This is a genomic window from Neiella litorisoli (assembly GCF_014773395.1).
Classification (GTDB): Bacteria; Pseudomonadota; Gammaproteobacteria; order Enterobacterales; family Neiellaceae; genus Neiella; species Neiella litorisoli.
Map to the genome: position 1 here is coordinate 22,717 of NZ_JACXAF010000004.1, position 25,473 is coordinate 48,189.

General features: G+C 50.4%; 24 protein-coding genes. 6 read left to right on the plus strand and 18 right to left on the minus strand.

The features are described 5' to 3' along the window. Positions 1 to 11 precede the first annotated feature (11 nt). From IC617_RS04025 to IC617_RS04035, 3 genes are all read left to right on the plus strand, one after another. On the plus strand, positions 12 to 914 hold the full coding sequence (locus IC617_RS04025; protein ID WP_224745769.1) for a 1,4-dihydroxy-2-naphthoate polyprenyltransferase: 903 nt from the start codon (positions 12 to 14) through the stop codon (positions 912 to 914). 88 nt (positions 915 to 1,002) lie between these two features. Next, on the plus strand, positions 1,003 to 2,574 hold the full coding sequence (locus IC617_RS04030; protein WP_191143702.1) for a SulP family inorganic anion transporter: 1,572 nt from the start codon (positions 1,003 to 1,005) through the stop codon (positions 2,572 to 2,574). A 149-nt stretch (positions 2,575 to 2,723) separates the two neighbouring features. Continuing rightward, positions 2,724 to 3,122, plus strand: a complete 399-nt coding sequence (locus IC617_RS04035) for a hypothetical protein (RefSeq protein WP_191143703.1) — start codon at positions 2,724 to 2,726, stop codon at positions 3,120 to 3,122. Between the two features lie 11 nt (positions 3,123 to 3,133). On the opposite strand, the gene cobO is transcribed toward IC617_RS04035, so the two are convergent. The 10 genes from cobO to IC617_RS04080 form a co-directional block, all read right to left on the minus strand. Beyond that, entirely contained in the window at positions 3,134 to 3,730 is a 597-nt protein-coding gene (gene cobO / locus IC617_RS04040) for a cob(I)yrinic acid a,c-diamide adenosyltransferase (RefSeq protein WP_191143704.1), read from the minus strand. A 12-nt stretch (positions 3,731 to 3,742) separates the two neighbouring features. Continuing rightward, positions 3,743 to 4,735, minus strand: coding sequence for a FecCD family ABC transporter permease (locus IC617_RS04045; protein ID WP_191143705.1), 993 nt, complete (start codon positions 4,733 to 4,735; stop codon positions 3,743 to 3,745). After that, positions 4,725 to 5,528: an ABC transporter ATP-binding protein gene (locus IC617_RS04050; RefSeq protein ID WP_191143706.1), complete on the minus strand. Its 804-nt coding sequence runs from the start codon at positions 5,526 to 5,528 to the stop codon at positions 4,725 to 4,727. Before IC617_RS04050 ends, IC617_RS04045 begins: the two co-directional genes overlap by 11 nt. 284 nt (positions 5,529 to 5,812) lie before the next feature. Next, complete coding sequence (locus IC617_RS04055) at positions 5,813 to 6,139, minus strand: YbaB/EbfC family nucleoid-associated protein (RefSeq protein WP_191143707.1); 327 nt, start codon at positions 6,137 to 6,139, stop codon at positions 5,813 to 5,815. Positions 6,140 to 6,193: 54 nt separating this feature from the next. Further along, the gene (gene dnaX / locus IC617_RS04060; protein ID WP_191143708.1) at positions 6,194 to 8,965 is read right to left on the minus strand and encodes a DNA polymerase III subunit gamma/tau; all 2,772 of its coding nucleotides are present in this window, start codon (positions 8,963 to 8,965) and stop codon (positions 6,194 to 6,196) included. A 17-nt stretch (positions 8,966 to 8,982) separates the two neighbouring features. Next, on the minus strand, positions 8,983 to 9,525 hold the full coding sequence (gene apt / locus IC617_RS04065; RefSeq protein WP_191143709.1) for an adenine phosphoribosyltransferase: 543 nt from the start codon (positions 9,523 to 9,525) through the stop codon (positions 8,983 to 8,985). Positions 9,526 to 9,680: 155 nt separating this feature from the next. After that, positions 9,681 to 9,815 carry a hypothetical protein gene (locus IC617_RS18935; RefSeq protein WP_255522910.1) on the minus strand — a complete coding sequence of 45 codons (135 nt, stop codon included), beginning with the start codon at positions 9,813 to 9,815 and terminating at the stop codon, positions 9,681 to 9,683. A gap of 88 nt (positions 9,816 to 9,903) precedes the next feature. After that, complete coding sequence (locus IC617_RS04070) at positions 9,904 to 10,668, minus strand: HvfC family RiPP maturation protein (RefSeq protein WP_191143710.1); 765 nt, start codon at positions 10,666 to 10,668, stop codon at positions 9,904 to 9,906. Beyond that, on the minus strand, positions 10,665 to 11,519 hold the full coding sequence (locus IC617_RS04075) for an HvfB family MNIO-type RiPP peptide maturase (RefSeq protein ID WP_191143814.1): 855 nt from the start codon (positions 11,517 to 11,519) through the stop codon (positions 10,665 to 10,667). The genes IC617_RS04070 and IC617_RS04075 overlap by 4 nt, the downstream gene beginning before the upstream one ends. Positions 11,520 to 11,624: 105 nt before the next feature. Beyond that, positions 11,625 to 12,014, minus strand: a complete 390-nt coding sequence (locus IC617_RS04080; RefSeq protein ID WP_191143711.1) for a hypothetical protein — start codon at positions 12,012 to 12,014, stop codon at positions 11,625 to 11,627. Positions 12,015 to 12,048: 34 nt separating this feature from the next. Between IC617_RS04080 and IC617_RS04085 the strand changes: the two genes are divergently transcribed. Further along, a complete protein-coding gene (locus tag IC617_RS04085; protein ID WP_191143712.1) occupies positions 12,049 to 12,666 on the plus strand; it encodes a TraR/DksA family transcriptional regulator in 618 nt (205 codons plus the stop codon). On the opposite strand, the gene IC617_RS04090 is transcribed toward IC617_RS04085, so the two are convergent. Then, positions 12,658 to 14,487 (minus strand): DUF885 domain-containing protein, encoded by a 1,830-nt coding sequence (locus IC617_RS04090; RefSeq protein WP_191143713.1) that lies wholly within the window; start codon positions 14,485 to 14,487, stop codon positions 12,658 to 12,660. The two genes, IC617_RS04085 and IC617_RS04090, sit on opposite strands and share 9 nt — an antisense overlap. A 133-nt stretch (positions 14,488 to 14,620) precedes the next feature. Here IC617_RS04090 and IC617_RS04095 point away from each other — a divergent pair, with 133 nt between their 5' ends. Continuing rightward, positions 14,621 to 15,004 (plus strand): YchJ family protein, encoded by a 384-nt coding sequence (locus tag IC617_RS04095; protein ID WP_191143714.1) that lies wholly within the window; start codon positions 14,621 to 14,623, stop codon positions 15,002 to 15,004. 58 nt (positions 15,005 to 15,062) lie between these two features. Here the strand turns inward: IC617_RS04095 and fadD are convergent, their stop codons facing one another. The 6 genes from fadD to IC617_RS04125 form a co-directional block, all read right to left on the minus strand. Beyond that, on the minus strand, positions 15,063 to 16,733 hold the full coding sequence (fadD, locus tag IC617_RS04100) for a long-chain-fatty-acid--CoA ligase FadD (protein WP_191143715.1): 1,671 nt from the start codon (positions 16,731 to 16,733) through the stop codon (positions 15,063 to 15,065). 181 nt (positions 16,734 to 16,914) lie between these two features. Further along, positions 16,915 to 17,787 (minus strand): alpha/beta fold hydrolase, encoded by an 873-nt coding sequence (locus tag IC617_RS04105; protein WP_191143716.1) that lies wholly within the window; start codon positions 17,785 to 17,787, stop codon positions 16,915 to 16,917. A 24-nt stretch (positions 17,788 to 17,811) separates the two neighbouring features. Continuing rightward, positions 17,812 to 18,657, minus strand: a complete 846-nt coding sequence (locus tag IC617_RS04110) for a class I SAM-dependent methyltransferase (protein WP_191143717.1) — start codon at positions 18,655 to 18,657, stop codon at positions 17,812 to 17,814. 195 nt (positions 18,658 to 18,852) lie between these two features. Continuing rightward, complete coding sequence (gene tsaB, locus IC617_RS04115) at positions 18,853 to 19,554, minus strand: tRNA (adenosine(37)-N6)-threonylcarbamoyltransferase complex dimerization subunit type 1 TsaB (protein WP_191143718.1); 702 nt, start codon at positions 19,552 to 19,554, stop codon at positions 18,853 to 18,855. Positions 19,555 to 19,556: 2 nt separating this feature from the next. Beyond that, complete coding sequence (gene yoaA, locus IC617_RS04120) at positions 19,557 to 21,491, minus strand: DNA repair helicase YoaA (RefSeq protein WP_191143719.1); 1,935 nt, start codon at positions 21,489 to 21,491, stop codon at positions 19,557 to 19,559. 92 nt (positions 21,492 to 21,583) lie between these two features. Continuing rightward, positions 21,584 to 22,777 (minus strand): outer membrane beta-barrel protein, encoded by a 1,194-nt coding sequence (locus tag IC617_RS04125; protein ID WP_191143720.1) that lies wholly within the window; start codon positions 22,775 to 22,777, stop codon positions 21,584 to 21,586. Positions 22,778 to 23,115: 338 nt separating this feature from the next. On the opposite strand from IC617_RS04125, the gene IC617_RS04130 reads away from it, so the two are divergent. Beyond that, a complete protein-coding gene (locus IC617_RS04130) occupies positions 23,116 to 23,721 on the plus strand; it encodes a hypothetical protein (RefSeq protein WP_191143721.1) in 606 nt (201 codons plus the stop codon). 6 nt (positions 23,722 to 23,727) lie between these two features. On the opposite strand, the gene IC617_RS04135 is transcribed toward IC617_RS04130, so the two are convergent. Further along, on the minus strand, positions 23,728 to 25,467 hold the full coding sequence (locus IC617_RS04135) for a glycoside hydrolase family 36 protein (protein WP_191143722.1): 1,740 nt from the start codon (positions 25,465 to 25,467) through the stop codon (positions 23,728 to 23,730). Between the last annotated feature and the right edge of the window lie 6 nt (positions 25,468 to 25,473).

The following is a 25,473-nucleotide window of genomic DNA, read 5'->3' on the forward strand; positions in this document are numbered from 1 at the left end:
CTTCTTAGTTTATGCCCAACGACTCAACGCCTTCTCAATTCAACGCATGGCTACTCGCCATGCGCCCTAAAACACTGCCAGCAGCGTTAGCGCCGATTGCAGTGGCGGCGGCGATTGCGGTTAGTCACAGTGCGAGCCCACGTTACGATTTAATCGCCTTGGCATTTATTTGTGCCCTCGCACTACAAATTCTTGTCAACTTCGCCAACGATTACTTTGACGCCAAATCGGGCGTCGATACCGTTGAGCGCAAAGGTCCTGTTCGCGCAACTCAGTCGGGCTTGATTAGCGAGCGCGAAATGGTTGTTGGCATTGTCATCGCAAGCCTAGTCAGCATTGTCACGGGGTTGCCGTTGATGTGGGCTGGCGGTGTAACATTTGTCGGCCTTGGGCTGTTATGTATCGTCGCCGCCTTAGCCTATAGCGGCGGTCCATTCCCGCTGGCCAGTCATGGCCTTGGTGAAGCCACGGTGTTTGTTTTCTTTGGGTTGGTTGCTGTCGTTGGCGGTAGCTATTTGTTTACTGGGCAGTTACTAGACATCGCTTGGTGGCAAGCGTTCATCGTTGGCGGACCAATCAGTGCGATTATGCTGGTCAATAACACCCGCGATATCGAAACCGACCGCAAGGCGAATAAGCTCACGCTGGCGGTTCGCCTCGGTCGGCGCCACAGCGAGCAACTGTTTAGTTTGTTGGTGATGACGCCAGCAATCGCAAGTTGCATCGCTTGGGGGTTATCGCTTGCGCCATGGCATTGGCTATTGGCCAGTGTCGCCACCATTCCATTGGCGATGCGTCTCACTCGCTCATTCCATAGCAGCGATGCCAGCGAACTCAACTCAGTATTAGCTGCAACGGCGCAATATTCTTTGCTCACGGCAATCGCTTTTGCCATTGCAATCTTGTGGTCATAACAACTCAGACGCGGATCAACTTTTCCAATATTGTTCACAATCTGCTAGCATACGCGCCAAAATGTGACCCCCATCAAAATTTGAAGCCATGTTATTTCAACTTGTTTTAAAGCATCAGGCCAACGCTAAGTCAGATATTTTGTCTGGTTTAACCGTTGCTCTGGCGCTCGTTCCGGAAGCCGTCGCTTTCGCTTTTATCGCCGGTGTTCACCCGCTGGTTGGTCTATACGCGGCCTTTATGGTCGGCTTGGTCACGGCTGTGTTTGGTGGCCGGCCTGGTATGATCAGTGGCGCAACAGGTGCCCTAGCCGTCGTTATGGTAGCGCTTGTTGCCCAAGCTGAGCGCCAATTTGGCGATGGCGCAGGTGTCCAATACCTGTTTGCCGCCGTGATTTTGATGGGCTTCATTCAGTTTGCCGCCGGCGCTTTAAAGCTGGGTAAATTCATTCGTATCGTGCCGCATCCGGTCATGCTCGGCTTTGTTAACGGCCTTGCGATTGTGATCTTCTTGGCCCAGTTGCCGCAGTTGCAAAACTTCACCCCAGAAGGCAAATGGGGCTGGGTTTCAGGGGACTGGCTCAGCGGCATGGCAATGTTCTGGATGGCCGGCTTAATTGGTTTAACCATGCTCATCACTTGGGGCTTGCCGAAACTGACCAAAACGATTCCATCGGCACTGGCTGCCATTGTGGTGTGTAGCTTATTGGTGATCGGCCTTGATATTGACACTAAGCGCGTCGGTGACTTGGCCTCTATTGCCGGCGGTTTGCCAGACTTCTCCGTGCCTTTGGTTGCCTTTAACCTTGAGACCTTGCTGTTCATCGCGCCTTATTCAATTATCTTTGCTGCGATTGGTCTGATTGAGTCCTTGCTGACTTTGACTGTTATCGATGAAATGACCGAAACCCGCGGCCGCGGTAACAAAGAATGTATGGCTCAGGGTGCCGCAAACATCGTCACTGGTTTCTTCGGCGGTATGGGTGGCTGCGCCATGATTGGCCAGTCGATGATCAACGTCAACTCTGGCGGCCGTGGACGCCTCTCCGGTATTGCCGCAGCGCTGTTCTTGTTGTCATTTATTCTATTTGCCTCACCATTGATTGAGCAGATCCCCATTGCGGCATTAACCGGTGTCATGTTCATGGTCGTGATCGGCACTTTTGAGTGGTCAAGCTTCCGCATTATGCGACGGATCCCTCGCCACGATGCGTTTGTGTTGGTGCTGGTCTCCGGCGTAACTGTAGTCACCGATCTGGCGGTTGCCGTCGTCGTTGGCGTCATTGTTTCGGCATTGGTATTTGCTTGGGAGCACGCCAAGCACATTCGCGCCAGTACCTATACCGACAACAATGGCTGGAAAGTTTACGAACTCAGCGGCCCACTGTTCTTCAGTTCCGTAACCGATTTTAAAGATCTGTTTGATACCAAATCAGATCCGAACGATGTGGTGATCGAGTTTAAAAATTCCCGCGTGTGTGACCATTCAGCCATCGAGGCGATCGATACTGTCGCAGAGCGTTACTCTGCCGCCGGCAAAACATTGCACTTACGCCACGTATCGCCTGAATGCCGCAAACTTCTAAAACGCGCCGGTACTTTGGTAGAAGTGAACTTACTCGAAGATCCAAACTACAAAGTAGCGGTCGACGAACTGGCTTAATGACTTCGCTTTTTATCGCTTTAAAAAGCTCCCTTCGCGGAGCTTTTTTTATTCTTCATGTCCCAACTCCTTAGACCAGTATTTAAGCAAGCTCACATACAATCACAAACTCAAACTCTACCCAATAAACAACCTAACGGCGCTAGCGAATGAAGTTTCAAGCACATGGCCACTACTCGATTTATGTTGAATCAAATTTGCTTCATATCGACGGCAAAGGTCCATTCAATAAAGAGCTCGTCACCGAGTATACAGAGGCGCTTGAAACCTGCGTTGCCGAACTCGAACGGCAAGGCCCTTGGTATCAGTTGGTTATTCTGTATCAACTGAGCTTGATGACGCCCGATTCTGAAACTGTATTTATAGAATCATTGAAGCAACGCAAATCGCGAGGTTTGGCCGGTTGTGCGGTGGTGCTGTCTAACCCAGAAGGGCAATCTCTCATCACCGAGCAATTTGGCAAAGCTTACTTGGCTGCCGGTGTTCCACACCAATTCTTTGATGACGTTGAGCAGGCCAAGTGCTGGCTTGATGGTATGGGCGAATAACGACAGCCGCGCTACCAGTCAACACCGCGCTGAACCCGAATACCGGCATCAAAGGCATGCTTAATCGATTGCACTTCACTAACCGTGTCTGCCATTTCAATAATGCGTCGATGGCAAGCTCGGCCGGTGATCACCACATGTTGATGTTCAGGGCGTTGCTCAAGCGCGGCAATGACCTGGTTCAAATCAAGGTATTTGTAGGTCAACATGTAAGTCAGTTCGTCAAGTAACACCACTTCTATCGACGGATCAGCTAACCACTGTTTTGCCGCTTGCCAAGCACTTTCAGCATGCTTGATGTCTTCGTCGCGGTTTTGTGTTTCCCAGGTAAAGCCCGATGCCATGACATGAAAGTCAACGCCATGCTGTTTGAGCAGGTTGCGCTCACCACACTCCCACTGGCCCTTGATAAATTGCACCACAGCAGCGGTCATGCCATGACCAACAGCTCGCGTGACCACGCCAAAACCTGCGGTTGATTTGCCCTTTCCATTGCCGGTGATCACCAGCAATAAACCTTTGTCATCCGTTGCTGCGGCAATCCGCGAATCAACTTTCTCTTTGAGCTTTTGCTGTCGTTGCTGATGTTTGCTGTTATCTGTCGTCATCGTTTGTTTATGTTATCCGTTTTTGCCACGACTCATCATGGCGATAAAAAAGATGCTACCGATCGCCGCTGTGACAACGCCAATCGGAACTTCCTGATATGGCAGCGCTGTGCGGGCTATGGCATCAACTAATACCAAATAACTACCACCAATCAGCACGCAACCCAGTATTTGCAACATGGTGTTGTTACCCAGCATGGCTCTGACCAGATGTGGGATCATCAAACCAACAAAACCAATGCCACCGCAAAAGGCCACAATCATTGCTGTGACCAAAGCCACCAATGCCATAAGCATCAGCCGCAGCCGTTGCAACCGAATACCCAACGCATGGACGGCATCATCATTGAGCTGCACCGCATCGAGCAAGCGCGTAGCAGCGAGGCAGATCAGCGTCGCGAGCAACACCAGCGGCGCAATTAATGACACCGCCTGCCAGTCCGCCGTCGCCAGTGATCCCATCAACCAAAACAGTACCCGATTGGCCGCATGTGGACTTTGCAAATAGAGCAAAAAACTAGTAATCGCAGTGCACAAAAAAGACATTGCCACACCGGCCAGCAACATCCGTTCAATGTATTGCCAGCCTTGCCAATGCATCAGCGCAAAGACACTTAAAGTCACTACCAAGGCACCAGCGAATGCCATCAGCTGAATGGCTACTTCAAGTCCAATCCATGCTGCCACAATATGGCCAATGACAGCACCTAACCCTGCCCCTGCAACAATTCCGAACAAGTAAGGATCGGCCAACGGGTTGCGACTGATACGCTGCAGCACGCTGCCACTTAATGCCAAACCACCACCAACAACAAATGCCATTAGTACTCGCGGCAGCCGAACTTCGCTCAGAATTAACCAGCCACTGGCGTTCGCCTCACAATGATCGTTCGCCATGGCACAAGCTAATGCCGATTGAAGATCAACGGGACTTGCGCCAACCATCGCCGCCCCGACAATAATGGTTAGGCTTATCGTTACGAGAGCAAGGCATTTATTGATCATGATGACGCTCCTGCTCTAAAAAATTCATCCATAAGCAATCATGGTATGGGTGGCGGTCGACTCGCACTGGATGGTCAAATAGATGCTCCAAATTGGCTACCGTAAACACTTCAGAAACAGGGCCGTGGGCGAGCAACTTACCCTGTTTAAACAGCAGCAGGTCGTCGCAAAATCGCGCAGCCATATTGATGTCATGGACACTTGCCACCACCGAGATACCTAATCGCTTAATCCATTTCATCAGAGTCAATTGGTATTGTGAATCAAGGTGATTGGTTGGCTCGTCGAGCAGCAAACACTCGGGTTGTTGCACCAAGGCTTTGGCGATAAGCGCGCGCTGTAATTCGCCGCCGCTGAGTGTCGCTAAATGGCGCTGGCGCTTATCGGCAAGCCCCACTTGATTCAGCACCGCGGTCAATAAGTCTTGGTCCTGCTGATTGTTCACTTGAAACCAGCGTTTGTAAGGGATTAAACCGGTCGCTAGAAGTTGTTCAACCGACCAGCTTCGATCAACATCAGTGTGCTGGGTGACAACGGCTAATCGCTGTGCCCGCTCATTAAAAGGCCAGTTAGCAAGTGGTTTATTCAGAAACGACACGCCACCAGAAACTGGCGAATAAAAGCCGCTGAGGCAACGGAGAAATGTTGTCTTGCCGGCACCATTGGGGCCAATAATGCCGGTAAAGCGGTGGCTGGCTATATTGGCATTGATGTTAGCTAAAATCGCCTGGCCACCCTCGCCCCAGCTGAGATTATCAACTTCGAATACTGGTGTTGCAGTGTGTCGTGACATAACTTCTCTCGTGTCACTGCAGGTTGATTGGACGCTAAAGCGCCATCAAAAGCTCATCGAGGATGAACCAAGTGTTCCCGCTTGGACAATGAATTGGAGGATTCGGCAAAGGCGATCTGACTGAGTATTGAAGCCAAGTGATGACTAGATCAATACAACACAGTTGCGGGTACAGTTGCGGATTTTCACCACATTCAGCCTTTAAAAAGTTTATACACTAGGGGCCTGCTCAGCCGCAATAAAAAAGGCCGCCAAGCGACCTTTTTCATCGAAATATGAGCGCCTTAAAACGGCATCTTCATACCCGGAGGCAATTGCATACCGCCGGTGACATCAGCCATGCGCTTTTTAGATTCATCTTCAACACGGCGCGCAGCATCGTTACAAGCGGCGGCAATTAAATCTTCCAACATGTCCTTATCGTCGTCCATCAGGCTATCGTCGATCTCAACGCGACGAACACCGTGGCTGCCGGTCATGGTCACTTTAACCAAACCCGCGCCAGCTTCTCCTGTGACTTCCATTTGAGCAATTTCTTCTTGAGCCTTTTGCATGCGCTCTTGCATCTGCTGCGCCTGCTTCATGATATTGCCCATTCCACCTTTAAACATATTAACTCTCGCTATGTGAAAACTTTACTAATGAAGACAGCGAATACCGGTCTGTCAAATTGGCCTAATTGTATCTTGGTCAACGGTGGCGTCAAAGGTATCTTGCAGCTGCCGTACGATCGGATCGTTGGCAATGGTCTGCTCTGCTTCTTTTTGCCGCTCCTCTGCGCGACGGCCCTGCGCCTGACGCGGCGTTTCTGAGTCGATACTCGCTTCATGAACGACTTCGATCACGGTGCTAAGACCAACATAACTATGAATTCGTTCAAGCAAAATGCTGATATTGGCATCCGTTGCTAAGTGCTTTGCCTTGGTTGGAACCCGCAAACAATAGCCATCAGCGACTGGCTCTAAAACACAATCTAATGCCAGCTGACGTTTCAGCGCGTCAAAGCCAAGCGTATCGATTAATTGCTCCCACCAACTTTTCACCTGGCCCTTCCCAGCCTCGCCCGGCGCAGCAGTAACAACGGGCACTTCAGGTTCGGCGCTGGCAGGTTGCTCAGCCACAGCATCGGTTGGCGGTTCTGTGGTTGGTTGCTCTGTTAACCACGGCGGCGGATCATCGTCAGTTGCAGGCGGCGTTGATTCTGGCAACGAGTCTGGCGCTGATTGTTCCTGAGAAACCACAGCTTGCGACGCAGGCTCAACCACTTCCGCTATCGTCGAAGAGGGAGCGTCGTTTGCTTCGGTGGCTTCGGTGGTTTGAGTGGCTTGGGTTGCATTGGCAACATCAACAGCATCATCAACTGGCTCAGCAACCGATTGCCCATCTTGTTCAATTGGCTGCGCCGATGATTGTTGGTCATCGGCCGATGGCGCCGCAGCTTCAGGCTTTTTTACGGGAGTTGCGGCCCCCGAAGCGCGATCGGATTCCAACTTTTTGATTTGGCTGCGTAACTGGTTACGCGCCGATAACATGGCGCTAATGCCAGAAGGCGGTGCTTGTAAGCTGTTCTGTGGTGCTACTGTTTCAGTCGCCTCAGCACTTGGTTCTATATTGGTCTCAACGTTCTGCTCAGTCTTCTGTTCACTGCTCTGCTCGACACGCGGCTCTACTGGAGAATCTTCGGCCTGCGGCGCCAAAATTGGCGCTTGAGCTGGCGTTTCGGCTAAACCAAAGTTTGCCTCAACGGGGTTAGCTTGGGGTTCAAACGAGGAGTTAAAGCCCTGATCTTCCGCCATTTCCATCACGTAAGCTTGCTGTGCTTCCAAACTCGCTAAGTCAGCAGGCTCGGCGGCGAACATATCAGCCAAATCATCGGCCGGGTATTGCTCAGGCATTACATGTTCGGGCGGTGCCGGCGGACTGATGCTCTCGTCACTTTTGCTATCCACCTCAGCCGCCTGTGTCGCAACAGAATTCTGCTCAGGGGTAACGTCAGCCGACTCCGATGTGACTTTTTGTGCTGGAGGCAAAGCTGAATCATGACTGCCATTGGTCGACGATTGCTCAGCTTGATTAGCAACATTGATTTCATCTGTGCTGGCTTCGGCAGTGCTCGGCTGTTGCGCAGGCTTATCAGCATCTGCTGTATCAACGCTGGCTAGCGGCGATGGTGCAGAAGAATTTTGCTCATTGCTATCGCTAACCTCAGGCACTTGTTCGACCGTTTCGCTCGTCTCAGGCGCACTACTTGCTGCATTGGCAATTGGATGCTCAACGCGATCGGCTGAGTTAGAAACTGGAGCGACTGCAACCGCTGGCGAGACCAGCTGATGTTTGGGCAAATCAATTTGCTGCATTGGCCGGAACATCAAGATCCGTAACAGGATCATCTCCAGAGCACTGCGGCCATCGGGTGAAAATGGTAAGTCGCGACGGCCCTGAACCAAGATCTGATAAGCCAATTGCAATTGTTCAGGCGCCCAGTGTGTCGCTAATTGCTGCAATAGTTCACGCTCAGGCTCATGATCGGCAATCGCCGCTGGCGCCAGCGCCACGAGCGATGCTCGATGAACAAGGCTTTGCAATGAACTGAGTAACTTATCGTAGTCAGGAGCAAAACCCGCGACAACGGCAACTTGCGCCATCAAGCTCTCGGCATCACCACTAAGCAAGCCTTGCACCAAAGCGCGAACATAGTCGCGATCAATCAGGCCTAACATGGCCGTGACTTGTGCATCGGTTAGCTGGCCCTGACCATGCGCAATTGCCTGATCTGTTAGGCTCAGCGCATCACGCATACTGCCTTGCGCTGCGCGAGCAATTTGCTCAACCGCTAGCATTTCATAGCGGATGTTTTCCTCACCAAGAATAAACTGCAGCTGGCCGATGATTTGCTCGACCGTCATCGCTTTCAAGTTGAATTGCAAGCAACGCGATAAAATCGTCACCGGCAGCTTTTGCGGATCGGTAGTCGCCAGCAGGAATTTTACGTGCGGCGGCGGCTCTTCCAGAGTCTTTAATAAGGCATTAAATGAATGACGAGATAACATGTGCACCTCGTCAATTAAGTACACCTTATATTGGCCTCGGGTCGGCCGATATTGAACGTTATCAAGGATTTCTCGGGTATCTTCGACCTTAGTGCGTGATGCGGCATCAATTTCGATCAGATCGACAAAACGGCCCTGATCAATTTCCTGACATGCACTACACACGCCGCAAGGCTCTGCTGACTGACCTTGTTCGCAGTTTAAACTCTTGGCCAGAATACGCCCGAGCGTTGTCTTACCAACACCGCGCGTGCCCGTTAATAAGTAAGCATGGTGTAGCCGCCCTGACTCCATGGCATTGGTTAATGCCTGAACCACATGCTGCTGGCCAACTACCTCAGAAAACTTTGCAGGCCGCCATTTACGAGCCAACACCTGATAACTCATGACTTGTCCTTTAGTCGTTATTCGCCGTCAAACGAACACAAGTAGTGAGATTTAACGCCGATCTTTTGTAATCGTTCGATGCCGCCTAACTCTGGCAGAGCAATGACAAATGCCGCTTCGCTCACTTCTGCACCCAACTCTCGGGCTAATTGCGTGGTCGCTTCAATAGTACCGCCGGTCGCTAATAAATCATCAACCAGCAAAACCTTATCGCCGGGGCCAACAGCGCCACGATGAATTTCCAACGTGTCTTCGCCATATTCCAGCTGATAACTCTGACTGATGGTTTCGCAAGGCAACTTGCCGGGCTTACGGACAGGCACAAAGCCAAGCCCCAGGGCTAGCGCAACCGGCGCACCGAATAGGAAACCACGGGCTTCGGTGCCAATGACCTTGGTATAACCTTTATCGCGAAAAGGTTGTGCCAGCAATTCAACGGACTGATGAAATGCCGTGGGGTTTTCGAGTAACGAGGTGACATCGCGAAACAGGATGCCAGGTTTTGGGTAGTCAGGAATGGCGCGGATCGTTGCTTTGATAAAAGAATATTGTTCGCTCATCGCGTTATTGAGTCTGTTTAAGCAGGAAAAAATCAAGCGCCAATGGTGTCATAGATTGGCAATATCGCCAAGGGAAGCTGCTGCAATTTGCGCAGCGAACAATGTAATAAGGCGCTCATCTGAGCGCCTTATTCAAACAAATTGCGGGCTTGTGATTAGCTTTGCCAATCCCAGCCACCGATGACCCGAACCCAAGTCAATGTTGCTACCAGCGTCGGCATTGCCAGTACAGCAACAAACGCCAAGAAGTACTTCAGGTTATACGGATCTTTGTAGTTTTCTTCAGACATAGCGAAATTCCAGCTAGTAAATAAGAATGCTTATAATTTTGAGTGCGCATCCTACCTGAAGGGCAACTACATTGCTAGGGCCTATTAACTAAGGCTGAACACGTTGTTTAACAATGCCCCGAGAACCAAGCTCAACAAGAATATCTAACAAACCCGCTTGAACATGGTCCGGTTCAACATCCGGCATCAGTGCAATTAACTGGCTACCGAGCTCAGCCACCGATAGACCTGGTGTCTCGCTAACAAACTGCAGCAAACGCGCGGTCACGGCATTAATTTCCATGAACTTTACATCGTCATCGGCATTACGATAAACCACCAAAAACACCGGTTGTGGCGCTGGCGTCTGGGGTTGGAAATCACGGCGGATTTGATGAACTGGAAACTGGTACTGCAACACCCGAGCGGTGTCGGCAACGGCCAACGCTAAGTCATCGGCGGGTCGCCCTTGTGGTAATGGCTTGTGGAGCTGAGATGGACGGCAAAAAGCAACTTCAAATTCGATCCACTCATAGTGCGCCAACTCGACAAGAAAAGATGGATCATCTGGTTGAGGCTGACGTTCTTGAACAAGGTAATTTAAAAACTCTTCGGCAATATCGATAAAATAGGGTGATTCAGCACGATGGTTCACCATAAAGTGACTGACTTCTCGCTCTAGCTTATCGTCGCCCCACAATCCCCACAACACCGGAAATGCTTCTTCAACAAAACCTTTGATATTGTTGAACACCAAACGCCGATAAACCGCTATCCGACGGCTTTCTATGCCAGCTGGGGCAGGCTGATTCGGATCGCGAATGTGGGCTGCTAAGGCTTGCTGGTGCTGTTGATAATCCATGGTGTCGGTCATGCTGGTAACTTCCCATATGCTGCTGTCCCAGTTGCACTGCTCGCCAATGCTTGCTGTTGGTGTTGTTTAATCTGCGCCACTTCAGCGCATAATTCAGGCAACGGCGGAATATTGAAATCGCGCTCCAATAAAGTCGGGAATACACCATGGTGCGCATACGCTTGCTGCAATAACTGCCAGACTGGGTCAATCACGTCTGCGCCGTGGGTATCAACAATTAAATCAACGTCTTCATTATAGTGGCCAGCAATGTGACCATATACGATACGATTCGATGGTAAGCCTTTCAGGTACGTCAACGCATCATAGCCATGGTTCACTGAGTTGACGTAGATGTTATTGACATCAAGCAGCAAGCCACAATCAGCCTCTTCGAGCACTGTATTGATGAAGGTCAGTTCATCAAGCTGCTGGCCAGGCGCTGCGTAATAGGAAACATTTTCCAGTACAAAAGGCCGCTCAGTGATCTCCTGTACCTGTTTGATTCGGCCGACCACATGCTTAATCGCTTCCTCGGTAAATGGAATTGGCATCAAGTCATACAAGTGGCCGTCAGCACTGCAATAGCTCAAGTGCTCTGAGTAAATTTGAATATTGTGCTCATCGAGAAACCATTTGACCTGTTTGACGAAGTCAACATCTAACGGATCTAGACTACCAATGGACAATGACAAGCCATGGCAAATAAACGGGTGTTGTTCAGTTAGCTGTTTGAACTTTTTGTTCACTTTGCCACCGAAGGGGATCCAGTTTTCAGGAGCTACTTCGAAAAAATCGATCTCCGCTGGCTTTTTGGCAATGACTTCGTCGAGCATACGGCGCTTAAAGCCCAGCCCTGCTCCCATTGGCATTTCAAATTTGCTCACTGCACCCTCTCTTGTTCTCTTAGTGTTGCTAACAATATAGCCAGCAATATGCTGGCTATATGTTAACGCCCCTACTGTTATTCGGGGTTATTATTTGCCGCCACAAGCACCTTCGCCGCAGCTACCTTCTTTTTTATCTTTGCCGCCACAGGCACCTTCGCCGCAGCTACCTTCTTTTTTGTCTTTGCCGCCACAGGCACCTTCGCCACAGCTACCTTCTTTCTTGTCTTTGCCGCCACAAGCACCTTCGCCACAGCTAGCTTCTTTCTTATCTTTGCCGCCACACGCACCTTCACCACAGCTGCCCTCTTTCTTGTCTTTACCGCCACAAGAGCCTTCAGGGGCCGCCACTTGATAACCTGCAACCAAGTCGGTCAGGCCAAATGGCGATGTTTCAGCCTGCGCTGGCATCATCATTGACGAGCCGACCGCAACAGCACCAACGGCAGCAGCAACAGAAGTTTTGTTTAGTTGTTTCATAACAGTACCTACGTATTTTTCTTTATGTTTAATTATGGCGCCAGCTGCATGTGCCGTTGCCTCTCCAGTTATCAAAGAAGACCCTAGCTATCGCCAAGAAATTTCACGGACAGCTAAAAAACTTCAAAATAATCTTAATCGCGAACAACAAAACTTCAATTTCAACTCGCTAGTTGGCCAGCAATTGATATGCGTCATAAGTCTGGGCAGATCGGCTTTCTATACTCGGCGCGATTGGCTGAGGCGGGTAATAATGGTGACAAAACAACATTCAGCGCAGTTAGAGCGCTTTAAAAAGACGCTTGAGAGCGAGCATCAATTGCTGATCGCTGATTTAGCGATGGCATTGAATACGATCGATACAGATAACAGCCGCAATGTCCTTGCGACTATCAAATCACTGTCTTGCGACGATTTGGTCGAGCTGTTGGCAGATGAAGAGTGCCCCGAGGTAAATCGTACGCTAAAACGCCTGCGTGCTGTTGATGCTTCATTGTGCCAGACTGAGCTTGGTTTATATGGCTTTTGTGCCGATTGTGAAAAACCGATCGAGCTAGAAATGTTACAGCGCGACGCAACGGTTCAGCGCTGTTATGCCTGTGATCAAATCCATCGCCATGTGCTAAAAAACAACAAGCGGATCTTACTCTGATCCGCTTTGCTTCTGCTGTAACCACAACGCCACTTGTTTGCGCAGCGTCGGTAAACTGACCGAGCCGTTGCGCAGCAAGACATCGTGAAATTCACGGATATCAAACTGTTCGCCGAGCTGTTGCTCTGCCTGCGCGCGCAACTCCAGAATCGTTTGTTCACCCAATTTGTAGCTGACCGCCTGCCCTGGCCAAGCCATGTACCGCTCTACCTCAGCAACAATATCGGATTTTGCCAGCGGCGAGCTGTCCACCATGTATTGAATAGCCTGCTCTCGACTCCAGCCTTTGTCATGCAAACCGGTGTCCACCACCAAGCGCATGGCGCGCAATAGCTCATCGCTGAGCTTGCCGAAATAGTCATAAGGATCAGTAAACAAGCCCATTTCAATCCCCAAATGTTCGGCATAAAGGGCCCAACCTTCTTCGAAGGCGCCGTTACTCTGATAATTTTGGTAATCGGACAGCACTGGCAAGCTCAACTTGGTGGCAATCTGGAAGTGATGACCCGGCGACGCTTCGTGGAGTGATAGTGTCACCATGCCCCACTTCGGCTGCGCTCGCAGGTTGTGGGTATTGATATAAAAAATCCCTGGTCGGCTGCCGTCTCGACTTCCCATCAAATAGCTTGCGCCTGCCTCGTTTGCTGCGCGGTAAGCTGGGACTTGGTGAATTTCATAATCTTGCGCCGGCTGACTGGCAAAATAGTCATCCAATAACGGATTAATGCGCTGTTTAATGCCTTCGTAGGCGGCAACCAGCTCGCTGCCCTCGTTAAAGTACTGGTCGTCATCAGATGTCATGGCGGCAAAAATTGCCGCCAAATCGGAGCCAATCTCAAGTTGCTCACCCACTTTACGCATCTCGCTATGGATACGCGCCACTTCAGCCAAGCCCAACTGATGTATTTGCTCAACAGAACGGCTGTCATCGGCAAAGACATTGACTTTGTGTTTGTACCACAAGCGCCCGTTGGGCAGGCCCCAATAGCCATCCGAGGCCCGAGTTTGCGGCAGGTAGTCATGCTCCAAGTAATCGGCTAATCGGGTTAAGCCCGGCACAATATTGTCGTCAATTGCTTCACTAAAGCTGGCGCGAATTTGCTGACGCTGATTGTCGGTCCAAATCTGGGTGGTCAGCGCTGACGGTAACGCCCCCCATAACGGGCTTTCAGACTTAGGTATTTGCAATGTTCGGCGAATTTGCTCGATTGCTCGCAATGCCAGCACTTGCGGCAAGGTAACATTACTGTCGATGCCTTCATTCATTCGCTCAATGGCTAAATCGACCCAGCCTCGAAACGATTTAGCTCGAGCGAGAAAATTGTCAAAATCGGCGACCGTTTCAAAGGGCTGGGCAGCATTGCCAGAGGCGTATTGAATCAAGCTCGAATAAGGATTATTAAATTGATCCAATGGCAAGAAGCGACCGGGGAATGTCTCTCCGACCAGATTCATTTGTCGCAGTCGAATAAATTCATCCAGCGCCAATTGTTGAGATTGCGGCCAACAGCTGACATCAAGACTTTGCGCTCGCGCTAACGACGTCTCATTCAGTTGATGGCGCTTGGCCAGCCATTGGTCAGACAAGCCATCAGAAAACTGGTCATTAAAGCGATGATCACCGATCGCTGTCGCCCACATCGGATAGAGCGCTTTAGACGCTTCAAAATAATCGTCGAGTAATGGCTTTAGGGCTGCCGGATCGCACGCTTGTCCCGTGTTGCCATGCCCTGTTTTCATTTCGTTGCCAGCTTGACCACAACCACTCAGACCAGCAACCAACAGTGCTAAACAACTGAATCGACCGACATTAACAAGCATCTGTTTATCCTTAATTTAATTAACTGGGCGATTGTACTCCGCCACTGCGCCGATGGCGACCATTGCGCGGTGCAATTGACATCGGCTCGCAGACGCTTATGCTGAGACCATCATTTTCCAGTTCGACAATCGTGTGAAAAAAAACCTATGCCCGTGTGGCAGCAACTTGAAAGCCAAAGATTGCTGCGCTGCTGTCCACCTGAATCCCAAACTCGCCCGCCACCCTGAGCAATTGATGCGCGCTCGTTACAGTGCTCATGCCATGAATAATCTCAATTTTATTATGGCGAGCTGGCACCCAACGACGCGTCCGCAGGACACCGGCCCCATTCAACAATGGAACGATGAATGCACTTGGTTGGCACTGAACGTGGCCCAATCACGCAAGCTGGGCAGCAAAGGCGTTGTCGAGTTTGTCGCCCTTTATCGACAGGCAGGCCAATTAAAACAGCATCACGAAGTGGCTAATTTCAAGTTTGAAAAGGGCCAATGGTGGTATCTAGACCGCAGCGATTAAACCGAACAAACAAAAGCGGCGCAGTGACCTCTCACCGCGCCGCTCGCTTTTAACGATGTTAGTTGTCCTCGTGCTTACGCAATTCCCGACGCAAAATCTTTCCAACATTCGACTTAGGCAGCTCATCGCGGAACTCAACCAACTTCGGCACCTTGTAGGCCGTTAAATGCTTGCGACAATGCTGGATCAAGGCGGAGTCGGTCAAATTCGGATTTTTTCGCACCACAAAGATCTTCACCGATTCGCCAGTCACATCATTCGGCACGCCAATGGCAGCACTTTCCACCACATCTGGGTGCATCGCTACGACATCTTCGATTTCATTCGGGAACACGTTAAAGCCACTCACTAAAATCATGTCTTTCTTGCGATCAACGATATAGAAGTAGCCCTGCTCGTCGACCTTAGCGACATCACCGGTGCGCAGCCAGCCATCTTCGACGATGACTTCGGCTGTGGCATCTTCTCGCCCCCAATAGCCTTGCATCACCTGCGGGCCTTTCACCCATAACTCACCCGACTCGCCGGGGCCGACATCAACGCCATCATCATTGACCAAGCGCATATCAGTTGATGGCGCAGGCAGACCGATGCTGCCGTTGTACGCGGGCTGATTCATTGGCGACACCGTGACCAACGGACAACATTCAGTCAGGCCATAGCCTTCAAGCAACACAGTACCGGTGACCTCATGCCATTTTTCTGCAACAGCGCGCTGCACCGCGGCACCGCCGCCCAATGCGAGTTTGTATTGGCTAAAATCGAGCGCGCAAAACTCTTCGTTATTGAGTAGCGCGTTAAATAAGGTGTTTACCCCGGTCATGATGGTAAAGGGGTAACGGCTCAGCTCTTTGACAAAACCGGGAATATCGCGCGGATTGGTAATCAATAAGTTGGCACAGCCATACTTCATGAAAGTCAGGCAGTTCGCGGTTAGCGCAAAGATGTGATACAGCGGCAACGCGGTAACGACAAACTCCTTACCAGGAGTAATTACTGGGCCAACAATGGCAGCGACCTGCTCTAAGTTACCGACCATATTGCTATGGCTCAGCATGGCACCTTTAGCCACCCCAGTGGTGCCGCCGGTGTATTGCAAAAAGGCTAAATCGTCAGGCGCCATATGCGGCTTGACGTAGGTTAGGTAGCGCCCTTTTGCCAATGCTTTGCGCATTGATATGGCATCCGGCAAATCATATTTGGGCACCATCTTTTTGACGTATTGAACGACAAAGTTGACCAAGGTGCGTTTAGCCGTCGCTAGCTGATCGCCAAGCTTGGTCAGAATAACGTGCTTCACTGGGGTTTCGCGTACCACTTTTTCAAGGGTATGGGCGAAATTTGACACAATGACAATCGCTTTAGCGCCAGAATCGTTAAGCTGATGCTTTAATTCCCTTGGCGTATACAACGGATTGACGTTGACCACCACAAGGCCAGCTCGCAGCACGCCAAACAAGGCAATGGGGTATTGCAGCAAGTTGGGCATCATGATCGCCACCCGATCGCCTTTTTGCAGTTTCAACTCTTGTTGCAGGTAGGCAGCAAAAATACGGCTTTTTTCTTCTAAACTGCGAAACGTCAGTGTTGCACCCATATTGATGAATGCGGGCTGATCGGGGTACTTGTGTACCGATTCCTCAAATATGTCGATCAGCGATGTGTAGTGTTCAGGGTCGATGAATTCGGGCACACCTTCTGGATATTGCTCCAGCCAGATCTTCTCCACGGCGCTCTCCTGCGTTTTTGTTTTGTTTGTTATGTTTTTATCGAGTGTAGCGACAAAGTCAGTTGTTATATTCAACTTTGATGTATTTAGACTAGAGCTAACACTCTAACCACCAAATCGTGACACAAAATTGAGCGATCACCTCAGTCGACTTGCTCATCATGAGAGCTAGCGCATATTTTCAATCACTTGTTTGAATTGTGTCGGCGACAAATTGTTCGATTAAAGACGCTACTTTTTTCGGTTGTGTCATATGGACATGATGGCCACCGGGAAGTTCCGCAACTTGCAATTGACGAAAGCAATCACGGCGCGATGCCAACATGGTTTTCATCTCCGGATAGCCGCTTTTCGCCATGATAATTTGCACCGGGCACTCAATCGCTCGCAAGATGGCCCGCACCTGCGGCTCGGTCATGCGCGTTGCTGAAAATGCACGAACTCTCGGATCATAGCCCCACTGGACACCGTCTTGGCTGGCGCGAATGTTACGTTTAATCAGCAGTTCAACCAGCGTTGGCGTTAGATCCGTTGAGACGGCATGACGGGCCGCAACGGCTTGGTGAATATCATCATAGCGAGTGGTGGTTTGCTTGCGGCTGCGTTTACGGCTCAATAAACCCTTGCGCAACATAGCCGCCGCTTGCTCTGGCTCTGACGCTAACGGCCCAGCGCCCTCAATCATCACCAAATGAGATACTTTTTCAGGAAAGGCTGCAGCAACCATGGCATTCACCAAAGCTCCCATTGAATGGCCAACCAGTACCACCGGCTGTTTCAATTGCTCCAAGACTTGCAGCAGGACATCGGCCCAATCGACAAAATGGTAATTACCCGCCGCAGGTAGATGCTGGGATAACCCATGACCCGGCCAGTCAAAGGCGAGCAATGAATGGTTGCGAATTCGTTTAGCCAGCGGCAACAGCGAATTGGCATTATCTAGCCAACCATGGGTAGCAACGATGAAAGGCCCTTGCGGGCCTTTCTCGTCAGGTTCAATTTGCCAGCCGTCGAGTGTCATTCCAGTAAGCTGGCATTGCCAATCCTGATACATGGCAGTCACCCTACACCGGTATGATTACTTGGCTGGTTTGATGAATTTCAGGGTCATGCGATCACTTTCACCAATCGCCATGTATTTGGCTTTATCCTGATCTTTCAATCGCAACACTGGCGGCAAGGTCCAAACACCTTTTGGATGGTCTTTGGTGTCTTTCGCGTTGGCATTAACTTCACTGGTGGCGTCCAGTTTAAAACCCGCACGCTCAATAACGCCGATCAATTCCGCTTGATTCAAATAGCCTGAGCCTTTGAGTTGTTCGTTGGTTTTGTTGTCTGGGCCACGATGTTGAACCACGCCGAGCACCCCGCCAGGCTTGAGCACTGCAAATGCGGCGGCCAATACATCAGCTTCAAAACCGTCACGATGCCAACCATGAAGGTTACGGAATGTCAGAACCATATCCACCGAATTGTCAGCACCTAAGTTGGTCGTCGCTGGCGGTTGAAACTCAACAACGGCGACATCACCCCACCAATCTTTGTTGCTATCCAGTTTGCTCAGAAACTTGCTGCCGCTTTTGTAGTAGTAACTGTTTTCATCGACATCGGTGACCTTAAAATTGGCAGCAATGAACTTGCCCTCGGCCTTCAAATAAGGCGCCAAAATACTGCTGTACCAAGCACCACTGCCCGGCCATAGCTCGATCACTGTGTCAGTTGGTTTAATTCCGAAAAACGTCAGTGTTTCATAGGGGTGACGATAGACATCACGCTGCGCCATTGCGCCTCGACGTTCATCAGCAATTGATTTTGCTAAAGCATCATCAGCAAGCGATGGTGTGGCGATCACGGCGGCAGATAGGGTTAAGCCTGCCAACACCGTTTTTAGTGCAGCGGTTGTTCTCAAAGCTCTCAGTAGCATGCGATTTGTTCCTTTATTGTGCTGTGCTTTATACGGAAATTTATCGGTCAAGTCGTAGGGTTTAACCAATCGATGTCGACATCGATTGGTATTACAGACTGGCCATTAACTTAATGCTTTCAACGATAAAATAGCCAGCCCCTAACACAATTTGAAACAAGATTTCCGAGCCGATGGATCACTAAAAAACGGCCATTAACGGCCCGGTAGTTTTTTCCACGTCACCGTATCGCGCAGATAAACCGGTTGTGCTTCGGCTGCGTCCACCGCTTCGCCCCGCTGCCAAGCGAATTGGCTCAAATAGACCATATCTTCAGCCAGTGGAAACAGATCAACCTCATGGCAAGTGACCTGAGATGGCAACGGTGCCATTTGTTGGTGATACGCCAACCAGCCGCTGCCGGTGGCGAAATATGTCGCATCGGCATCCGTGATCGCGTCTTGCCATTGCTGTGGTGGGCACACGCGCTCGCTGACTTGTGGCACCAAGTCACCATCAAGGTGGCGGTAGCTGCCAAGATAAATTTCGTTCATGCGCGCATCAATCGCGGCTAATTGCAGCGGGCATTTGCTCAAGCGATAGCCCTGTCGCGCCAGCGCTTGTAGAGTCGACATGGGTAACAACGGCAAATCAGCACCATAAGCCAACCCTTGCGCGGTGGCGGTTCCGATCCGCACGCCGGTAAAGCTGCCCGGTCCGCGACCAAAAGCTATGGCATCCAATTGCGACAAACTCAGCCCCGCCTCGGCTAATAACGCCTTGGCCATCGGCAAAGCTAATTGGGCATGTTCGCGCGGCGCTATTTTGCTGTTGGCAATAATTTCATCGCCAACCAACAAGGCTGCTGAGCAGGTTTCAGTACAAGTATCAATCGCTAACAGTTGGAGCTTTTTCATGGTTAATCGGTTTTCAATTCTGTCGATGGTTGTTGCAAGAATGCCACCGCCTTGTCTTGTCGACGGGTTCTTGGCATGTCCGGCAGGCTTTGCAAAAACGTTTTGCCGTAGGCTCGGGAAGCCAGCCGAGAATCACAGATCGCGAGTAAGCCCTGATCAGTGACCGAACGGATCAGGCGGCCCGCGCCCTGCTTTAAAGTGATCACCGCTTTCGGGATCTGAATGGCTGAAAACGGGTCGCCACCACTACGCCGGCAATCTTCGATGCGGGCACTTAATAACGGATCATCGGGTGCGCCGAATGGCAATTTGTCGATGATAACACAGCTAAGCGCGTCGCCACGGACGTCAACGCCTTCCCAAAAGCTGCCGGTTGCCAATAACACCGCATCGCCAGCGGCAACAAACTGGTCGAGCAAAATTCGCTTGGAGCTTTTGCCCTGAACCAGAATTTGGCGCGTCAAATGCTCGCCAATTTCGGCGGCCACCTGCTGCATCATTCGATGACTGGTAAACAGCACAAAGACACCGCCCTGACTGGCTTCAATTAACGGCAATATGGTATCGATAAATTGCCCAGCTGACGGTTGGCCGGCAACTGGCTCAGGCAATGACGCCGGCACAAACAATAAGCTTTGCTGTTGATAGTTAAATGGGCTCGGTAAGCTTAACTCGGCGGTACGTTGAATGCCCATTTGCGAAGAAAAGTGACTGAAGCCGTCACCGACTCGCAAAGTTGCCGAAGTGAAGACCCAAGAGGCATGTTGCTGCGCCATAAAATCTGCGAACCGATTGGCAATATCCAACGGCGTTAAATGCATAATGAGATGCCGCGGGGTGGTTTCAAACCAATAGCTATTACCTAGCTCATCAATCTGACAAATCGCCTTCAGTTGATTGATGTATTGGCTGCATCGCTCCCAGCATTGATCGATCAACTTGCCGCGACCGAGCGCTAATTTCAGGACATCAAATAAGAAACTCAAGTCATCGCTGAGCCGTTTCACCGCTTGTTGAACATTGGCCTGCTGAAGCTGTTCGCGCCAATTACCTTTGCTTGGATCGCGGCCAAAACATAATCGCAGATCCTGACCGGCCTGTGACAACCTTGCGGCGGCCTTACCCAACTGCGCCTGATCGGCCGCTTCAGAACGATAAGCGGCTTCAACATCTTTGCTCAAATCAACAATTTGGCGGGTCGACAATGAGGTACCAAAATACATGGTGGCAATATCGGGTAACTGATGCGCTTCATCGAAAATAAAGCTATCCGCCTGCGGTAACAACTCGCCAAAACCCGTGTCTTTTATCGCCATATCGGCAAAAAACAAGTGATGATTAATCACCACCAGCTCAGCTTCTTGCGCCTTCTTACGGGCTTTCAATAAATAACAATCTTCATAATCGGGGCAGTCTCGGCCTAGGCAATTATCCTGACTAGAGGTCACGTAAGGGTAAATCCGGCTATCTTCGCCCAGCTCAGTCAACTCGCCAATATCGCCCGTATCGGTGCGATTGGACCAGCGTTTAACGATAACCAAGTCTGCCTGTAAATCCTTTTCCAGCAATTTGTCGGCTTGCTTGAGGTGCAAATCCATTCGGTAACGGCACAAATAGTTGGCGCGACCTTTAAGGAGTGCTACTGGACGACCACAGCCAAGGGCCTTAATAACCGTGGGTAAATCACGATGGAATAACTGCTCTTGCAGTGCTTTGGTGCCGGTGCTGACAATGGTTTTACCTTTATTCAGCAACGCCGGTATCAAATAGGCAAAGGTTTTACCGGTGCCGGTGCCGGCTTCGACCACTAAGTTGGTCTTTTGCTTCATCGCTTTTTCAACCGCTAGGGCCATATCGAGCTGGGCTTGGCGCGGCTTAAATTGCGGAATCGCTTTGGCTAGCGCGCCTTTGTCGCCAAAACAACTGGATACTTTCATTGTCGAGTGGTTGATTCACATTTGTGGTTAACGAAGCAACGGTTGATAAAAAAAGCTGGCCTGAGGCCAGCTTCGTTGCCACTTCAGCAGGATTACAGCGCCGCCCGCAGGGTCAGCCAGTAGGTGCTTTTATCGTAGCTCAGGCTGTCAATGTTGGAGTCCTGGTCGCTGTATTGATAATTCAAATCGGTACGCAGCCAACGACGCCAGTCATAACGAAGTCCCAGTTGGCCAGCGACATAGTCATCATCGCGGTCCAAACCAGTAAACTCTTCATCAATATATTTGGCGCCAATGATAGTGGTTAAGCGTTCGCTCCAACCATGCTCCCAGCGCAATGCCGCATTGGTTTCCTTTACATAGTCGCCAAGGGTATCGGGATCTTTTGCGCGGCGGCCACTTTCTATGATGAACTTGGAGTAGCTTTTGGGTAACCATTCGGCACCAACAGACCAGGTTAAACCTGAGAAGTCAGCGCGAGCGGCATCATCATAATCGCGATCGGAATAACCAAGCTTAACGATGCCAGTGGTTTTGCCTGTCGCTTGCCAGCGCACACCTAGATGGTAGGTTTGATCGGTGCTGTCGCGATTGCTTTCGCCACTTGCCTGCCGATCGTATTCGGTCTCAGATCGACTTAAATCGAGCAACAAGGATGTTTTAGGACCTAACCGCCAATATAAAGTAGAGCCACCAGTGACCGTATCAAAATCTCGAAACATGCTTTGTTGGCGGTAATTGCGATACTCTTTGCTGTCATAAACCAGTCGCAAGTCAACATTAAAACGGGCATCGCTGACGCCAAAGCCGTAGACCAAGCTGGCATTTCGTAATTCCCGTTCCACCACCTCGTCAAGGCTATTGCCCTGGCCTTCGCTAATACCCGTTCCGCGATCTTCGTGATCGCGAATATAGTCATAGTTGAGAGTCAACCGATGTTGGCTGGTTAATTCATGATGCCACTTACTAGTGAACTTGTGATCGGTGTAATCGTCTTCGTCGCTGGAATGATAGCGAGCGTGGTTCAGTTGGTAACTCAGGGCAAAGTGACTCAGCGGATCGCCGGCTTTGAGTGACAACTGCGGATTGACCACTGTAAACCAGCTATCAACTTCATCGTTGGCGCTGTGAGCCGTGTTGTCATCATAACCATTGATGATGCTTAGCTGAGGCTGAAATTTTAAACCTTCAGCAATATCAAATGATGCGGGTTGGTAGTCCGCTGTGGCGCTGATACTGCAAAAAGCCAGCGATAACGCCAGCGCAGGAGTGATTCCGAGTCGCATGCCCTAATTCCCTCAACAAACCCGCTAATGACTGAACGGCTTGTCAGCACGAGTCACTAGTGGTGAATCCAACATGGTTGTTTTGATTATGATTGCAGATAATACAGAGAAAACGGCCGAACGAAACCTTCAACACTTTAATTTCGCCGCGCGTTACAGAAATCGAATAAAGTTCAGTCAACTTCCGGTTTAGTCGTGACATGATTGCAAAATGCAACGACTCGTTCACAAATTTGTTCGACGTCAAAAGAATTGGTTGATTTTTGCTCTATCGTACTGGTACTTTCTTAACCGCTATTAACGCACAGTCCGTTGTTGTACGTTACCTAAAGGTGATTATGAAGTACCTGATTGGTTCGATTATCGTTGCTGGAACCCTATCGCTCTGTTCACTGACTCCTTGTCAGGCCATTGAACGGAATGATGTCGATGTTGCTGTCGAAGTGCCATCCGATCTGGCCACTGGCAGTGTTAGCTTCGTTCATTTCAATCAAAAGTTCCCGCTTGATTTCCAATCGCTCAGTTCTGCTTCTGATTTTGCAAAACATACCTACAACGCGGTTTACCAATCGCTGGTTAACTACAGCCACAAAATTGAAATCTTACCGACGGCAACCGATCAGTTTTATGATGCCGAAGCAGTCGCCTACCAATACATTGCCTTGCCTTTGGTTGCGCTGCCCCATGACAATGTCCGCTTTGAAGTATTTAGCCAAGCCTATGATCCTAGCTACTATGCGTTAAGTCATCGTAGCCAAGATGATCCGCTGCATGGCTATATGCCTTATGCTGATTTGCAGTTTAATGAGGCTAAATTTGCCGTTGGTGTCGGCGCCAGTTTGCCCCTCGATGACCGCTCTAGCCTGCGAGCGCTATATACCTCAGGTACCCTACCTGGCCTTGGCGATAGTAAACTTGGGCTATCCTACCAAGTTAAATTCTAAGCCCGATTACACTCGCTTTTTAGTTAAAATTGCCCGCGCTTGATGAGGCCCTACCTCACAGGTAAATTCGCGCTGCTGATCGGCCAATGGCATTTGCTGCCAAAAATCAAACCAATCCACTGCTTGTGGCTGAGCCAACCGATAGCTTAACGCGACTTCTCGCTGCGGATTAAACAACAAGTACAAATCGCACTCTTGGTTTAGCTGCAAATGAGCCTGATTAAAATTCAAATCGCGATAATCAGCGCTTCGCTCGCTGTATTGCCAACGCGTTAACAAACGTTCAATCATACTGCGTTGCAATGGTGGAATATCGAGCATGGCATCGCCAAGCATGAGGTTGCCGCCATGAGCCAATATTGAAGTGGCATGGAACAAGTACTCATCGTGACTTGCTTGCTGTTGTTGATATGGCGTATTGAGATCGGCCAATGTGACGCAATCTTGATCCAACAGCCATAGTTTCTGATGCTGCCAACTGCGGGCGGCATTTTCTTGATGCAGTTGATGAAAACGATGCATGTGACGGTGGATATCGTCGCTAGTCCGCATCGCATCGACCAGCCCCAATGACGGCCACATTGGCGCATTGCAACCAAGCACCATGGCATCGCCCGCGCCTTCTTGGATCGCCGCTAAGCCCCGCCGATAAGCCGCCACGCTGGTCATTGGCTGAGCGCGGGCAACATTGAGCGCGCCCCAATAAAGCGCATCGAGTTTGAATAACACGATGCCCCAACGCTTGCGCATGGTAGCGACCGTCTGTTTTAGGTATTGGCACGGACCATCTTGCGATGTATCGAGCAAATACCACGGCGTGCAACGCCAGCCACCGTAAGTAATGTCATCGGCCCGGAGTAATTCGCCGTGCTGATCGCGTACGAACCAATCTGGATGCTGTTGCAACAATTGCGACGACTGCTCTGCAATAAACGGCGCCAACCAAATCCCTGGTCGGCAGTTGGCTTGTTTTATGGCGGAAATGGCCGATTCGACGCCACCGGCAAACTTGTCCGATGGCACTAACCAATCCCCCATTGCTTGCTGGTAGCCATCATCAATCAACACCACATCGGCTTGCGGAAATTGCTCATTCAACGCCTGACTGTTGGCAGCAATAATATCGGTGGTGATGTGCTCGTAGTAGTGATACCACGAGCACCAACCTTTGACCGACTCAGTAAACCGCGGTTGCCCGTGATGCTGTTGAATCGCGGCAGCAAATTGGCTTGTTACGTCACTGATCGACACACCTGAAAAGCACACCGGCATTGGCAGCACGAACTCTTCGTTGCATTGCAGCGTCATTTGTTCCGTTTCGACCACGGCGACCAACAAGCCCGATTGACGATATTCAAAATAGCCGTTGAATTGTTGGCACTGCGGAAAACCACAAAGCCAGTACGCTTGGTTGGGCTCTATTTCGACGATTAAGTAGTTGTAGTAACGAACTTGCTCGGGCGAATAGCGCCGGTAGTCGCGGTCATTATCAGCACAGCGGCTAACCTGCTGGGGTTGGCGCAAAGTTCCCCGCCATTGGCAAAGCATTTGATAGCCATCACCAAGGACCGGTAGATCTTGCCACAAGCTCAAATCCCAACTGGCGACGATGACATCTTGCAATTGCGAAATGGCGGCGCCATTTGCCCGCACCACCACACAATTGTCAGATAAGATCAACTGACCAGTGCTACGGCGGTCAAAACATGGGGTAGCCAAGGTTGATTGCGGAGGCTGAATAGGCATACTGAA

What these genes read in the sequence shown, in the direction of transcription:
- IC617_RS04025 (WP_224745769.1), top strand. Translation starts at nt 12, where the DNA reads ATGCCCAACGACTCAACGCCTTCTCAATTCAACGCATGGCTACTCGCC.
- IC617_RS04030 (WP_191143702.1), top strand. Translation starts at nt 1,003, where the DNA reads ATGTTATTTCAACTTGTTTTAAAGCATCAGGCCAACGCTAAGTCAGAT.
- IC617_RS04035 (WP_191143703.1), top strand. Translation starts at nt 2,724, where the DNA reads ATGAAGTTTCAAGCACATGGCCACTACTCGATTTATGTTGAATCAAAT.
- cobO (WP_191143704.1), bottom strand. Translation starts at nt 3,730, where the DNA reads ATGACGACAGATAACAGCAAACATCAGCAACGACAGCAAAAGCTCAAA.
- IC617_RS04045 (WP_191143705.1), bottom strand. Translation starts at nt 4,735, where the DNA reads ATGATCAATAAATGCCTTGCTCTCGTAACGATAAGCCTAACCATTATT.
- IC617_RS04050 (WP_191143706.1), bottom strand. Translation starts at nt 5,528, where the DNA reads ATGTCACGACACACTGCAACACCAGTATTCGAAGTTGATAATCTCAGC.
- IC617_RS04055 (WP_191143707.1), bottom strand. Translation starts at nt 6,139, where the DNA reads ATGTTTAAAGGTGGAATGGGCAATATCATGAAGCAGGCGCAGCAGATG.
- dnaX (WP_191143708.1), bottom strand. Translation starts at nt 8,965, where the DNA reads ATGAGTTATCAGGTGTTGGCTCGTAAATGGCGGCCTGCAAAGTTTTCT.
- apt (WP_191143709.1), bottom strand. Translation starts at nt 9,525, where the DNA reads ATGAGCGAACAATATTCTTTTATCAAAGCAACGATCCGCGCCATTCCT.
- IC617_RS18935 (WP_255522910.1), bottom strand. Translation starts at nt 9,815, where the DNA reads ATGTCTGAAGAAAACTACAAAGATCCGTATAACCTGAAGTACTTCTTG.
- IC617_RS04070 (WP_191143710.1), bottom strand. Translation starts at nt 10,668, where the DNA reads ATGACCGACACCATGGATTATCAACAGCACCAGCAAGCCTTAGCAGCC.
- IC617_RS04075 (WP_191143814.1), bottom strand. Translation starts at nt 11,519, where the DNA reads ATGCCAATGGGAGCAGGGCTGGGCTTTAAGCGCCGTATGCTCGACGAA.
- IC617_RS04080 (WP_191143711.1), bottom strand. Translation starts at nt 12,014, where the DNA reads ATGAAACAACTAAACAAAACTTCTGTTGCTGCTGCCGTTGGTGCTGTT.
- IC617_RS04085 (WP_191143712.1), top strand. Translation starts at nt 12,049, where the DNA reads ATGGCGCCAGCTGCATGTGCCGTTGCCTCTCCAGTTATCAAAGAAGAC.
- IC617_RS04090 (WP_191143713.1), bottom strand. Translation starts at nt 14,487, where the DNA reads ATGCTTGTTAATGTCGGTCGATTCAGTTGTTTAGCACTGTTGGTTGCT.
- IC617_RS04105 (WP_191143716.1), bottom strand. Translation starts at nt 17,787, where the DNA reads ATGTATCAGGATTGGCAATGCCAGCTTACTGGAATGACACTCGACGGC.
- IC617_RS04110 (WP_191143717.1), bottom strand. Translation starts at nt 18,657, where the DNA reads ATGCTACTGAGAGCTTTGAGAACAACCGCTGCACTAAAAACGGTGTTG.
- tsaB (WP_191143718.1), bottom strand. Translation starts at nt 19,554, where the DNA reads ATGAAAAAGCTCCAACTGTTAGCGATTGATACTTGTACTGAAACCTGC.
- yoaA (WP_191143719.1), bottom strand. Translation starts at nt 21,491, where the DNA reads ATGAAAGTATCCAGTTGTTTTGGCGACAAAGGCGCGCTAGCCAAAGCG.
- IC617_RS04125 (WP_191143720.1), bottom strand. Translation starts at nt 22,777, where the DNA reads ATGCGACTCGGAATCACTCCTGCGCTGGCGTTATCGCTGGCTTTTTGC.
- IC617_RS04130 (WP_191143721.1), top strand. Translation starts at nt 23,116, where the DNA reads ATGAAGTACCTGATTGGTTCGATTATCGTTGCTGGAACCCTATCGCTC.
- IC617_RS04135 (WP_191143722.1), bottom strand. Translation starts at nt 25,467, where the DNA reads ATGCCTATTCAGCCTCCGCAATCAACCTTGGCTACCCCATGTTTTGAC.